Source organism: Clostridium sp. D5 (assembly GCF_000190355.1).
GTDB lineage: Bacteria > Bacillota > Clostridia > Lachnospirales > Lachnospiraceae > Faecalicatena > Faecalicatena fissicatena_A.
The window spans coordinates 86668-100720 of the sequence record NZ_GL870809.1; the positions used below are offsets into that span (position 1 = coordinate 86668).

General features: G+C 46.7%; 11 protein-coding genes. 5 read left to right on the forward strand and 6 right to left on the reverse strand.

Going from position 1 to position 14053, the window contains the following annotated elements:
- Positions 1-70 precede the first annotated feature (70 nt).
- From HMPREF0240_RS00395 to HMPREF0240_RS00415, 5 genes are all read right to left on the reverse strand, one after another.
- Positions 71-2113, reverse strand: coding sequence for an ABC transporter permease (locus tag HMPREF0240_RS00395; protein ID WP_009001479.1), 2043 nt, complete (start codon positions 2111-2113; stop codon positions 71-73).
- Entirely contained in the window at positions 2103-2867 is a 765-nt protein-coding gene (locus HMPREF0240_RS00400; RefSeq protein WP_009001480.1) for an ABC transporter ATP-binding protein, read from the reverse strand. Before HMPREF0240_RS00400 ends, HMPREF0240_RS00395 begins: the two co-directional genes overlap by 11 nt.
- A 129-nt stretch (positions 2868-2996) precedes the next feature.
- Positions 2997-4031, reverse strand: a complete 1035-nt coding sequence (locus HMPREF0240_RS00405) for a sensor histidine kinase (protein WP_009001481.1) — start codon at positions 4029-4031, stop codon at positions 2997-2999.
- Complete coding sequence (locus HMPREF0240_RS00410; protein ID WP_009001482.1) at positions 4028-4702, reverse strand: response regulator transcription factor; 675 nt, start codon at positions 4700-4702, stop codon at positions 4028-4030. The genes HMPREF0240_RS00405 and HMPREF0240_RS00410 overlap by 4 nt, the downstream gene beginning before the upstream one ends.
- Before the next feature lie 31 nt (positions 4703-4733).
- A complete protein-coding gene (locus HMPREF0240_RS00415) occupies positions 4734-5204 on the reverse strand; it encodes a YbaK/EbsC family protein (protein WP_009001483.1) in 471 nt (156 codons plus the stop codon).
- 744 nt (positions 5205-5948) lie between these two features.
- On the opposite strand from HMPREF0240_RS00415, the gene HMPREF0240_RS00420 reads away from it, so the two are divergent.
- Positions 5949-7916 (forward strand): hypothetical protein, encoded by a 1968-nt coding sequence (locus tag HMPREF0240_RS00420; protein WP_207636751.1) that lies wholly within the window; start codon positions 5949-5951, stop codon positions 7914-7916.
- A gap of 83 nt (positions 7917-7999) precedes the next feature.
- On the opposite strand, the gene HMPREF0240_RS00425 is transcribed toward HMPREF0240_RS00420, so the two are convergent.
- Entirely contained in the window at positions 8000-8968 is a 969-nt protein-coding gene (locus tag HMPREF0240_RS00425; RefSeq protein WP_009001485.1) for a glycosyltransferase family 2 protein, read from the reverse strand.
- 269 nt (positions 8969-9237) lie between these two features.
- Here HMPREF0240_RS00425 and HMPREF0240_RS00430 point away from each other — a divergent pair, with 269 nt between their 5' ends.
- The 4 genes from HMPREF0240_RS00430 (at position 9238) to HMPREF0240_RS00445 (ending at position 14051) form a co-directional block, all read left to right on the forward strand.
- Complete coding sequence (locus HMPREF0240_RS00430; RefSeq protein WP_009001486.1) at positions 9238-10197, forward strand: leucine-rich repeat domain-containing protein; 960 nt, start codon at positions 9238-9240, stop codon at positions 10195-10197.
- Between the two features lie 67 nt (positions 10198-10264).
- A complete protein-coding gene (locus HMPREF0240_RS00435; protein WP_035312163.1) occupies positions 10265-11620 on the forward strand; it encodes a VWA-like domain-containing protein in 1356 nt (451 codons plus the stop codon).
- Positions 11611-13107, forward strand: coding sequence for an AAA family ATPase (locus HMPREF0240_RS00440; RefSeq protein WP_009001488.1), 1497 nt, complete (start codon positions 11611-11613; stop codon positions 13105-13107). The genes HMPREF0240_RS00435 and HMPREF0240_RS00440 overlap by 10 nt, the downstream gene beginning before the upstream one ends.
- Before the next feature lie 62 nt (positions 13108-13169).
- Entirely contained in the window at positions 13170-14051 is an 882-nt protein-coding gene (locus tag HMPREF0240_RS00445) for a Cof-type HAD-IIB family hydrolase (protein WP_035312164.1), read from the forward strand.
- Positions 14052-14053 lie beyond the last annotated feature (2 nt).

The window sequence follows — 14053 nt, forward strand, 5'->3', positions numbered from 1 at the left end:
TTTCCCTCTTTTTTCCTCTACTCCAGCTTACAGTCCCTGCCCCGTTTCCAGACACCCCCATATCCGGTTCTCACGGCGTCCCTTTATCAGCGACCTTACCTTTCCCCCCAAGAATATTCCGTTTGAATTCGATGTAAGTTGCAACGAAGTAGATCATATAGATCCCCCCAAAGAGCAGCAGGGATATTCCAAAGTACGACCACACCGGTGCCACCACCCCGGAATAGGTGACGAATGCGTGGCTGATATAGCCTACGATTCCACCGCTGATCAGGAGAGCTCCGATGAACGGGCAGAGGTAGTAGAGGAACAGCTGTTTCAGGATGACACTGTTCAGCTCTCTTTCCTGCAGGCCAAGTTTACGCAGCAGGTTGTATCGGTACCGGTATTTGCTTGAATCGCTCAGCTGCTGTACTGCCAGTACGGTCAGGGCTACGCACAGAAAGACCAGTCCTATATAAAAGAGCGGGAAGATCAGGGTGGACATGAGGAATTTCATTTCCCGCATTTCATTTTGACGGACAAAGACGTAGCTGTCTGATACATAGATGCTGTCGGTTCCATATCCTCTGTGTGCGCCGGCATCGCCGTAACCTTCATACTCATATTCTTCTTCATTCCATGCGATTCCCTGGACGTTCAGGAGGGTATCCCCGAAGTTCTGGGGGACAGTGCCGTCTATCTGGGTCATCATCAGTGAATAATAAGGTGTCATGGTTTCGGCGGTCTGATCTGGTACGATGAGGATATAATCGGCTCCGTTATGCCCGCTCTGCTCAAGGCCTTCCGTGTATATGCCGGCGCAGGAACAGGCAGTGCCGCCTATATCGAATGGCTGTTTTGTGAAGGGGGCCGCGGTTTTGGCAAGACGGGACTTAATGTGGAGCAGATATTCATTTTCTCCCAGCGACACCTCCTGGTACCCGAGCATTTTCCGCAGATAATTGTAGTCGGAGAGCTTCATGTAGGTGTCATATTGGTAGTAACAGGATTTGTCTCCCAGAGAATAATTCTGAATGAGATAGCTGTTCATATCATCGGATTCGTTTTCAAATATCTGGTAAATATATGAGTCCGTTATATGTGCCTCCTGCTGTATCGCTTCCTTCTCGCCAGAGAAACCGTAGTACGGGTCTTCGTGGTATATTGCGATGTCGAAGGGCCATTTTTCATCGGACTGTGTATTCTGGAACTGGTTCAGCATAAGGGCGCAGGATGCTCCTATTAAAGCGACCATGAAGAGGACCGTCAGCGTGCCCAGTGTGAACTGCATGGTTCTGATTTTGGAGGACAGCTGGCGCAGGACGAAGATATTTGCCTGCTTCCAGACTCCGGCTCTGCCTTTTTTGATGTAGCCGGTGAGGAAGGCGGAGAGTCCCATGTAGAGCAGATAAACGGACGCTACAAGCCCGGCGATCATGGGATACACGTTCCAGTCGTTAAAGTGTCCGAAAATCAGCATCCAGCCGAAAAAGATCATAAAAAATACAGAGATGAAGAACATCCACTGTTTGCCGGACTTGTTGCCGTTCTTTAACTCTTCGTTCTGATGTTCCATATACATCATATCCCGTATGTTCATTTTCTTAAACCTTCGTTTGTTCCGGAAGAGAGCCAGCAGATAGGAGCCGCAGTAGATCCCCGCCGTCATCAGCAGGGTTCCCGCCTTCCATTCCATCTGGATATTGTAGTCTGCATTTACCATTGCGTAGATCAGCGTGGTGAGGATCTGCTGCAGAAACATTCCCGGGATCAGGCCGATGACAAAAGCGACCAGCCCGAGCAGGATGGTTTCTTTTAAGAAAAGATTCGCGATCTGTTTTTTTCGAAAGCCCAGAAGGAGATAGGTTGCAAACTCCCGGCTCCGTTTTTCTGCCATGAATTTTACCATATAGTGCACAAGCCAGATAATGATCAGGACGATGAAGAATGTTGCCATTCCCAGCATGGCGCCCAGCATTCCTGCTTCCGTGCAGATTTCCCGGACTGTATCGGAGAAGATCATGGAATCAAACGCGAACATCATGGCGGTGATAAAGACCATTGTCATGAGATAGATGAGATAGTCCCTGAAAGAGCGCCTGGCATTGCGCAGGGCCAGCTTAGTCAGCATACCCGTCACCTCCAGTCAGGGAAAGCACATCCAGAATTTCGCTGAGGAATTGTTTCATTGTCCCCGAACCCCGGCGGAGCTCATGGAAGATCTGTCCGTCCTTCAGAAAAAGAATTCTGCTGCAGTAGCTTGCGGAGAATGCATCATGTGTTACCATCAGGATGGTTGCGCCGAGCGTGCTGTTCATATAGGAAAATGTTTCGAGCAGCATCCGGGAGGATTTGGAATCCAGGGCGCCGGTGGGTTCATCGGCAAAAACGATTTTCGGGTGGTTAATCAGCGCCCTTGCACAGGCACAGCGCTGTTTCTGCCCGCCGGATACCTGGTAGGGGAATTTGTCACGGATGGGCCAGATATCCAGCCTTTCCATGATATCCTTTGTCCGTTTTTCGATCTCCCGTTTCCCTTTTTTGGTCAGAGACATGGCAAGAGCTATGTTTTCTTTCAGTGTGAGCGTGTCTAGGAGGTTGTAGTCCTGGAAGACAAATCCGAGATTATTCTTGCGGAAGTCCGCCATCTGGTCTTCTCTCATATTTGTAATGTCATCCCCGCCATACCAGATATGCCCGGATGTTACGGTGTCTACAGTGGCGAGCAGGTTTAAGAGCGTTGTTTTGCCGCTGCCGCTGGCCCCCATAATAGCAGTAAATTCCCCTTGATCAATGGTAAAGCTTATGCGGTCTATGGCTTTAGTCAGATTGTTTTTACTTCCGTAATATTTTTCTACATCGTCTATATGGAGCAGTTCTTTCATGAAATCGATACCTTCCTTTCCGTTATATATTGACAGGCAGCCTTTGAATATAGTTATTGTAACGGAAAATGTGAGTAGATTGTATCGGATCAGCTTTCAGAAACCTTACGAATTTGAAAGATTACTGTTTTATTCTCTTCCAAAGTAGCGGCTTCCATCCGGAAATACCAGAATAATCCGCGTGCAGACACCGGCTTCAGACTGTGCATCCAGAGTAATTCCCAGCTTCCGGCTTAATTTCATGCAGAGATAAAGCCCAATCCCTGTTGACTGCCGATTCTGGCGCCCATTGGTGCCGGTGAATCCTTTGTCAAAGATGCGCCCCAGTTCTTCCGGGCGGATGCCGATCCCGTTGTCCTCTATAGAAAGAATTGTTTTTTGATCTTCTTTTTGTGTCCGGATGGTTATGCGGCATCCCTCATCCTTTTTGTACTTAACAGCGTTGATCATAATCTGGCTGATGATAAACTCCAGCCATTTATCGTCACAGTATACGTTTACATCACCGACCTGCATATCAATGACGGCGCCGTTCTGTATGAGATAAGACTGAATGCGGTGGATTGCGGCGAGGACCACCTCTTTCAGAGGGATTTCCCGTATCATGTAATCCTGACAGACCGTGTCTGAGCGGGCATAGTAGAGAGCCTTATCCACATCGTTTTCCAGTTCACCCAGGAGGGATTTCAGGCGGCGGGTATCCTCGGGACACCAGGAATCTTTTCTCTTGCGGTTGTCACAGATCAGGTTCATGGCGGTGAGCGGCAGCTTTACTTCATGGATCCAGTTTTCGATAAATTCTTTATACTCGGTCCGTTCATTTTCCAGATGATGTATTGCGTCGATAACGGATTTGTTGGACTGCTTCAGCAGCCTTCGGCAGAGCCTGTCCTCCAGACGCCAGGAATCCGGCATAACTTCTGAGATCAGGTATGGCTTGTCCAGTTCGTCGAGTATCTGGAAGATCTCGCGGAAATAGCGGTTTCTGCGGTACCAGGACACAAAAAACCAGACGGCCAGTAGAAAGAACCAGAGAATATAAAGCAAAAACATCTGGTTATTTTTCAGCCCGCAGATACTGAAATAAATAAAGCTCAGCAGCATACACAGCATATGAAAAAGCAGAAGCAGGAGCTTATCCCGCAAGAATTCTAAAAAGGTCATATCTGATATCCCTGTCCTCTCCTTGTGGAGATCATATTTTCTATGCCGATTTCCTTCAGTTTGCTACGGATGCGGGTGATATTAACGCTTAAAGTATTGTCATCTATAAAAATCTGGTTTTCCCAGAGATCGTCTATCAACTCTTCGCGGGAAATGATTTGTCCGGCCCGGGAAAACAGATTGTAACAGATGCGCAGTTCATTTTTTGTCAGTTCCACAGATCTGTCTTCGCAGGAAAGGGTACCTTCCAGCATATTCAGTTCGCAGCCTTTCCGGGAAAACAGGTAGGGATTTTCCTGGATCTTATTGTGTCCTGTACGTTTCAGAACCGCGGCAATTCGCGCAAGCAGGATAGGGGCCTGGTATGGTTTTGTAATGTAATCATCGCCGCCCAGCATCATACCATTAAGCTCATCCATGGCATTGCTTTTGCTGGTCACAAATATGATGGGAACATCCGTATTTTTGCGGATATCACGGCAGATCTTCAGCCCATCGGTGCCCGGCAGCTGGATATCCAGAAGAATCAGATCCGGTGCACTTTCTTTCACGTATCGGGGAATGTCAGAAAAATCCTCGGCTGCTTCCGCCTGATACAAGGCGTTTTCCAGCATCAGCTTCAGCTCCGCGCGGATCTCTTTTTCATCTTCTACAATCAATATGCGATACAAATGACGGCCCTCCTGACATCGTTCTTATATACTAATTCCAGTCTTTAGAGATGCAGATCCATTTCTTTGACAGAGAATGTTTTTCTAATTCAGGAAGAGTCAGCTCGATGGCGCTGTTTCCACTTCCCGCTGCAGGAAATACAGTTGTGAAGCGTTTTAATGACTCGTCCAGATAGACAGCCACACCGCTATTTGCGGCAAAAGGACAGACTCCTCCCGGTGCATGTCCCGTCAGTTCTTCCACCTGGTCCCAGGGGATCATTCTGGCCTTTTCATGGAACTCGTCCTTAAACTTCTTGTTGTCCGTCCGAGCATCTCCTGCCATCACAATCAGGATCGGGCCGTTTCCGGTAAGGAAGGACATCGTTTTGGCAATACGTGCAGGTTCACAGCCCAGTGCATTAGCAGCCTCTTCGACTGTAGCGCTGGAGGCCTCCGGTTCCAGAATTCTGTCCTCCATGCCGAAGGCGCCAAAATATGTTTTCACTTTTTCAATAGACATGATAATCTCCTTCTTTTCTGTAAAATTACTTCTAAAATATAGAGTATAACTAAATCGAGCGAATGTCAATTTGAGGATTCAGAGAACGAGATATTGTGAACGGATGGGGGGAGGACGCTTACCGAGAGCCGGGACGTGCTGTGTAAAGCACCTGTCCTGTTGGAGATGCAGGCCGCTGCGCCAAACAGCAGTAAGAGGAAATCCGCAAAATCAGCCAGAACCGAACGCATTCACCGCCTAATCTGATGATTAGGCGTCTCAGGCGTTCTAAAAAGTTGCTTCGGAAGCAACTTTTTTCTGGCTGATTTTGCGGATTTCCTCTAACTGCTGCTAGTGCTCGCTAAATGCATTTCCAACAGGACAGGTGCTTTACACAGCACGTCCCGGCTCCCGGTAAGCTGGTGCTTCCAGGCGGTAGGTAAGAATGTGTTTTCAAGTTTGGGGATTCTGGGCCGGTGTGGCGGATTTGGTATGGCAGTGCGGGGGTGTTTAGGTGGGGGAATTGAGTAATTTGGGTTTGAGGTAAGGAGATGCGGGATTATAAGTTAAAGATATCTTTAGTTCAATCTAAAACAAATTCAGGTTCATATATGGAAGATGAAAGTTACGCATCGTCTTCACCCATCCCCCCACACAACCACCCCTTCCTCAAAGTTCGCAATTGACGAAATATAGGGGATAAGCTATTATGTCTTTAGGTTTATTTAAAGAGGAGTAATCTGAAATGAAGGAGAAGATGAGAAATTGATGAAAATGAAGGAAAAGGGCGGGCTTGCAGAAAGAGTGTATCAGCTTCGCTACCTGGCAGCGGCAGTCATACTGTTTTGCTGTGTCTTGTTTGAAATAAGCGGGTCTTCTATTGGATTCTGGTCTGTGCTGCTCGACGGAACATATGAAAACAGTGCCCAGGATAACAGTGGTGATCTTCTGGGCAGCAGCCGGAGTATCAGGACGGATGAGTGGGCAGTCAGTACGCCTATGGCTTTTTCACAGGAGTACAATCATACGGGAGAATATCCATATTTTTCTGATACAATAAGAGGTGACAGTACAGATGCTTTTATTGTCTATGGGCAGCCGGTGAGGTCATGGGAAGTCATTTTCCGGCCGTTTCAAATCGGTTATCTTTTTTTAGGGCCTTCACGTGGGCTGTCGTTTTTCTGGTGTGCCCGGATGCTGGCCTTATTCCTGGTATCGCTGGAATTTAGCATGTATCTGACTAATAAGAAAAAAATGCTGTCTGTGATCTATTCGGTGCTAGTCAGCTGTTCTCCTGTTGTCGCATGGTGGTTTGCGATTAACGGGCTGGTGGAGATGCTGGTGTTTGGTCAGCTGGCGGTTCTTATGTTTGTCTGGTGGATGCGTACAGAATCCCTGTGGAAAAAGGTACTGCTGTCGGCAGGGATTGCATGGTGCGGGATATCATATATTCTTGTGTTTTATCCTTCCTGGCAGATACCGCTTGGTTATGCTTACCTGTTCCTGCTGATTGGTATTATTCTGCGGGAGAGGAAGAATGTAACATGGAAAAAAGGCCCGATTATTTTGAGCGCGGGGGTCCTCTTCGTATTGATGGCAGGAGTTCTGGGTTTGATTTTCCTGAAGTCCGCAGACACTATAAAGCTGGTGCTGAATACATCCTATCCCGGCGACAGGTCATTTGTTGGAGGCGCTTCTCTGCTGAGGATGTTCAGCTGGGCAGGCGGTTTGTTTTTCCCATCTATTGATCCGGGGCTCGGCATTTCTAATGTTTGTGAAGAAGCGCAGTTTTTTTCCTTCTTCCCGTTGGGGGTTATACTTGGGACTATCCAGCTGGTGAAGAGCAAAAAGAAGGATCCGCTGTTGATTACAATGACGGCAGGGACTTGTTTTCTTGCCCTGTATAGTGCGTTCCCATGGCCGCCGCTGCTTGCCAAAGTGACGCTTCTGAGTATGTGTCAGGGGAGAAGGGTGCTGGTAGGAGTTGGATTTCTCAGTATATTGCTGATTATTTATCTTATTTCAGAATGCACTGTAAATTATAAAAGCAGAACTGCCGTTGTTATTTCTTCTGTTACAGGAGTGGCACTGGCGGGGATATGTTTTATAAATTATACACAGTTTATGGGGAAGAAGAAGGCTCTTTTATTGGCTGCAGTTATTGCTGCAGGTGCGATTCTAATCTTTGTGGCTATGAAGTGGAAAAGATATGCGGGCCTTGCCTGCTACGCGCTGATTATTTCGTTTGTCAGCGGAATGATGGTGAATCCGGTACATCAGGGAGCGGAGTCTGTCTATTCCAGTAAACTGACTCAGGCCATAAAGGAAGAGACGGAAGCGGATCAGGGAGAAGGATTGTGGATGGTGGAAGGCCTGAGCTTCCCATATCTGAATCTGCCAATAACAGTGGGGGCGCCAACGATTAATACAACGAATGTATATCCGAATCTGGATCGGTGGGAGCAGTTTGACCCTGACAAAAAAGATTTCAGTAAATATAACCGTTATGCCCATATTGTTATTAATATCGTGGATGATTCCTCACAGGAACCTGTATTTTCAAATCCTTATGATGATCAGTTGATCGTGAACCTGAAGCCGGAACAGCTGGAGACTCTGGAAGTGAAGCATATTATGTCGGATAAAGATCTGAGTGGATTCAGTTCAGAGGAAATTCAGTTCAACGAGACGGAAAAAATTGGAAGATTCTATCTGTATAACGTAGTATATTAAGACAGAAAACGGCCGGAGACAGAGGTGTTTATTGCCTCGTCTCCGGCCGCAGTGCTTTCATCTGTATAATGTTTGCCAGCGAATTATTGAACTGTCTGCCTGCTATCGGCATCATGGTCTAACGTCTGATCATACCGGTGCTGACAGGCGATCAGCCGTATTTCAAAATTCTGCCGCTCCTGATGCACAATAGAGGACAGGATGAGTCCGGCAAAGAACGAAATGATTGCAGTCAGGTAAACAAAGCCGCATACGATCAGTGTCGGAAAATTCGGCACCAAACCGGTTCGTGCATAGGTTATAAGGACCGGAATGATGAAAATGGTGCTGACAATTGTCAGAAGAAGCGCGAATGCGGAGAAGAATCCCAGCGGCTTGTAGCTTCTGTAAAGTCTTGCTATTGTACGGAGAACCTTCATGCCATCACTGTAGGTGTTCAGTTTAGACTCGCTGCCTTCGGGCCTGTCCCTGTATTCGATCACGACATTTTCCACACGCATGTTTTTATCTACTGCGTGGATACTCATCTCGGTTTCAATCTCAAATCCTTTTGAAAGCACCGGAAAGGTTTTTACAAAATTGTAGCTGAAAGCGCGGTATCCGGTCATAATATCTTTGATATCGTTCTTGAACAGCAGGTTGATTGATTTGCGGACCAGCGAATTGCCGAAATTGTGGAAAGGCCGTTTGTTTTCTGTAAAATAGGTGGAGGAGAGCCTGTCGCCAACCACCATATCGGCGTTGCGCTCCAGAACCTTGTTCACCATCTCACGCCCGAATTCAGCAGGATATGTGTCGTCACCGTCTACCATCAAATATGCCTGTGCATCAATTTCGCGGAACATACGGCGGATAACGTTTCCCTTGCCCTGCTGGTACTCATGGCGGACAACAGCACCGGCTTCCTTCGCCAATACGACCGTATCGTCTGAAGAATTGTTATCGTATACATATATTGTTGCCTCGGGTAGGGCGGCCTTCCAGTCGGTAACTACCTTGGTGATGGTTTTACCTTCGTTATAACACGGAATTAAAACTGCGATTTTATCCATAATATGTTAATCCCCCTAATTCATTTGTAAAATCACTGATTTTATACTACACTATTGATTTATCTTATGCAAGGATAATTCATAATCTTAATGTAATGCGAGGAGAAAAAATGGGGTTACTGTCCACAGGCAATGTCAATTAGTAAGGAGGGTATGAACAGTAACAAAAAGGGTACTAAATATAAAATAGCCATAGCGGTTGAAAAAAATGCCTGTCACTTTTATAATGAGGAAGTGGCAAATAGAAAAGAAGAGGTCAGAAGAGATTTATGAAGTTTTATTACCGGGTAGAAAATCAGGCCATTGAAATTATCAGATGCTTTGGAAGTGATGTGAAGGTAGTTCTTCCGAAGAATATTGACGGCATGCCGGTGGAGAAGGTTGCGGCATATACATTTTCCGGCCACAAAGACGAGGAGGAGCAGACGTTTCGGGTTTATGAGACAGAAGATCATGTTCTGTTCAGAGGAGAAGAGCGGCTTCTTGCCGGAATGGATGTGGAAGAGATTATATTTCCGGATACAGTCCGGGAAATCGGTAATTATATATTTTATGGATGTAAAAATCTGCGGAGGCTGGAATTCTCAGATGCACTGACGCAGATCGGCAGCGGAGCATTTACCGGCTGCGGGAGACTGTCTTTTTTAAAAGTGCATATGAAAAATGGCAGGCAGTCCTGCGTAAAAGAAATTTTAGGGGATCTGTGGCAGCGGATTGACGTTACGTTCTGCTACGGGCAGGAGGGCAGAAAAGCTGTTCTGGTATTTCCGGAACACTATGAGGAGGCCGTCGAGAATACGCCGGCACGGATATTATTTACCCAGCATCACGGGTCGGGAAACAATTACAGACAGTGTTTTTATAATAAAGAAATGGATTACCGCAAATACGACAGCCTTTTTTCGGTTGCAGCGGCCAGGGATAAGGCCGGGGTTCTGGCAGATATGGCATTGGGCCGGCTGGCTTTTCCCTATGCTCTGTCTGAAAACCACAAATTAGCCTATGAACATATGATGAAAGAAAGATATCAGGAAATAATAACATATCTAATGAAAGAAGAGCGTTTTGATAAAGTGAAATTATTTTCAGCACATTCTCTGTGGAATGCGGAAATGCTGGAATATGCGCTTGAGGCTGCTTCGAAAATGGGGAGAACGGAGATCCTCAGCTACCTGATGAACGAGAAGCAGAAGTCTTTCCCAAAGGAAAGAAAAATATTTAGACTTTGATACGTATAAGGTGCCGGGCTTTGAACGCCTGGAGAAAGCGATACAGATGAAAGGAGGGCGTTCTGTTATGATTGAGTTAAACAGTGAGAAAAAAAGAGAGCTGGCGGTGCGCCTGGAATCGCTTGGGAATAAGATCCTTTTTGCGGCAAGAGATGAACTTTATCTGGGAATGCGGTTTCTGGATGTGGCGCTGAGCAGTTTTTCATATCAGATGGATACCTCTGTCAGTCCTTTTGGAACGGATGGGAATTCCATATATTTTCACCCACAGTACCTGGGCGGGATGTACAGGGAGAACAGAATTCTGGTTAACCGGGGATATCTGCACATGGTTTTCCATTGTATTTTCAGACATATGGTCAAACGGGAGATGGATGACCGGTACTGGGATCTGAGCTGCGATATTGCTGCCGAGCATATGATAGATGGAAACCATCACCGTTCAATCAGGTTTTCCAGGAGCCTTCTGAGGAGGGAGACCTATCGGAAACTGGAGGCAGAGGGGAAGGTGCTCAATGCAGAGCGGGTCTATGCGCTGCTTGCCGGCTGGGAACTTACGGATAAGGAATTAGAGCGCCTGGAGCAGGAATTTTATGTAGATGACCACAAGTACTGGGAGAATAAGTATCCCAGACAAAAGCCTGATCCAAGTCTGCAGCAGAAGTGGCAGGATATCAATGAACGTATGGAAACGGATCTGGAGACATTTTCCAAAGAAGCATCTGAAAGATCGGGGGATCTGCTGGATCAGATAAAAATTGAGAACAGGGATCGATATAATTATAAGGCGTTTTTGAAGAAGTTTACGGTGCTGAGGGAAGAAGTCGGGGTGGATGCGGACAGTTTCGACTATTCTTTTTACAGTTACGGACTGCGGCTTTATGGAAATATGCCGTTGATCGAACCGCAGGAGACGAAGGAAGTTAAAAAGATCTCGGAGTTTGCAGTGGTGATTGATACTTCCATGTCCTGTTCCGGCAGCCTGGTGAGGAAGTTTCTGGAGGAGACATATTCGGTACTGAGCGAAGAGGACAGTTTTTTCAAAAAGGTTAATATCCATATCATCCAGTGCGATGAGAAGGTACACTCTGATACATGTATCACAAACGCCGGAGAACTGGCGGAATATATGGAACAGCTTACGCTTTACGGAGAAGGAGGGACGGATTTCCGGCCGGCCTTTGCCTATGTGGACGAGCTGGTGGAAAACGGGAGTTTTGAAGACCTGCGGGGGATCTTATATTTTACGGATGGGTACGGTATATATCCGCGGAAAATGCCTGCCTATAAGACGGCCTTTGTTTTTATGCAGGAGGATTACCGGGATACGGACGTACCGCCGTGGGCAATCAAACTCACGCTGGACCGGGAAGATTTGGAAGAGAATACAGAATCTGGAGGACAGAGACAGACATGGACATAAAAAGGGCAAAACAGGAAATAAAGGATTCCATAGAAGCGTATCTGGCAAAGGATGAGTTTGGGGAATACAGGATTCCCGCCATCCGTCAGCGGCCGGTTCTGCTGATGGGGCCTCCCGGCATTGGGAAGACCCAGATTATGGAGCAGATTGCGAAGGAGTGCCAGATCGGGCTGGTGGCCTATACCATCACCCATCATACGAGACAGAGTGCGGTTGGGCTTCCCTTTATCAAGGAGAAGACATATGGGGGCAAAAATTATTCGGTAACCGAGTATACAATGAGCGAGATTATCGCGTCAGTATATGAGAAGATTGAGCAGACCGGGATTGCAGAAGGGATTCTCTTTATCGATGAAATCAACTGTGTGTCGGAGACACTGGCACCCACGATGCTTCAGTTTTTGCAGGGCAAGACCTTCGGCAATCAGAAGGTGCCGGAAGGCTGGATTATTGTAGGTGCGGGAAATCCGCCGGAATATAACAAGTCTGTCCGGGATTTTGATGTGGTGACACTGGACAGAATCAAAAAGATAGATGTGGAAGAAAATTATGAAGTGTGGAAGGAGTATGCCTATAAACAGGGGATACATCCGGCCGTGATTTCTTATCTGGAGCTGAGAAAAGAGAATTTTTACCGCATAGAGACAACGGTGGACGGTAAATATTTTGCAACGGCCCGCGGCTGGGAAGATCTTTCACAGCTGATCCAGGTATACGAAAGCCTGCATAAAACCGTGGACAGAGATGTCGTGTACCAGTATATCCAGCACCGCATGATTTCCAAGGATTTTGCAAATTATCTGGAACTGTACTACAAATATAAGCAGGATTACGGTGTGGAAGATATTCTGGCAGGAAGCTGGAGTACCAAAACTTTGCAGAAGATCAAAGCAGCTCCGTTTGATGAACATCTGAGTATTGTCAGTCTGCTGAATGGAAAACTCTGCGAAATGTTTACCGAATGCTATATGACAGATGCATATGTGACAAAACTCTACGAATATCTGATCTATTACAGGGAAAACCAGGTGACTTCCATGGTGGATGATATCTGGCATCTGGCGGAAAAAGATCTGGAAGAACAGCTGCAGACTGAGCTTTTGACCCGCCGGGAAGAACTGGTTTTAAAGCGTGTCATCGCAGCGCTTGAGCGATTTGCAATAAGCATCAAAGGGGAACTGTTTATCGGGGACGGCGTATTCGACGAAGTAAAGGCACTGTTTGAAAAGGAAGTGGACAAACGGGAAGATCAGATAGCCTATACCTCGGAGACTCTTCAGCACGCCTTCAATTTCCTGGAAGATGCATTTGGAGAGAGCCAGGAGATGGTTGCTTTCATTACAGAACTGAATGCGAATTATTATAGCGTCTGGTTTATCAAAGAGAATGGAAGCGACAGTTATTTCCGGTACAATAAAGGACTGCTGTTCGACGAACGGCAGCAGGACATCGTGCGACAGATGGACGACGTGGAAGGTCTTTTATAGGGGTCAGACCCCTTTGCGGTCCATTTTCAGAATAGTTTTACAATTTGATAAGGAGAAGTATTATGATAAAAGTTATTGCATCCGATATGGATGGTACGCTGCTGAATGATAATCACCAATTGGAGCCGGAGACGCTGGCGGCGGTGCGCCGGGCATGCGGCGCAGGTATACGGTTTATGCTTGCAACGGGAAGAAATTTTCAGGGGGCTATGGAAGAAATCAGGGACGCTGACCTCATCTGTGACTACATACTGGGGAGCGGTGCAGAAGTGCGTAATCCGGATAAGGAAGTGGTGTATACGGCACCCATGGACATGGAATTGTGCAGTGAGGTCTACGAGGTGCTGCAGAAATACCCGGTATCGCTTGTCTTCTGTACGGATGATTATGATTACAGGATTGGAACCGAAGAGGAGATTGAGGAAAGTTTTATCCGGCAGCTCAAGGTGTTCCATCTTGATAAGGATATCGATGAAAAGCGGGCCAAAAATGATCCGCTGTATCAGCGTGTGAAGCAGATGACAAAGACGATTTCGGAGTTTGATGAACTTAAGGACGCGGGAGTGCCGGTCTATAAAATATTTCTGTATTCAGGAGACATCTCGATGTTGGGGAGGATACGTTCTGAGCTGGAAAAGAATCCGGATATTGCGGTGGCTGCCTCTTTTGAGACGAATCTGGAAATTACAGATGTGAAAGCGCAGAAGGGTCCTGTGCTCAAACAGTATATCGAATCGCTTGGATATACGATGGATGAAGTTATGGTGCTGGGAGACAGCATGAATGATTATTCCATGCTGTCCATGGATTTTGGCGCCACTGTGGCGATGGAAAATGCAATGCCGGAGGTAAAGTCTGTGGCCGGATATGTGACGAAGTCGAACGAAGAGCTGGGTGTTGCGTATGCAATTGATAAGCTTTTGGAACAATATGGGAAGATGTGACC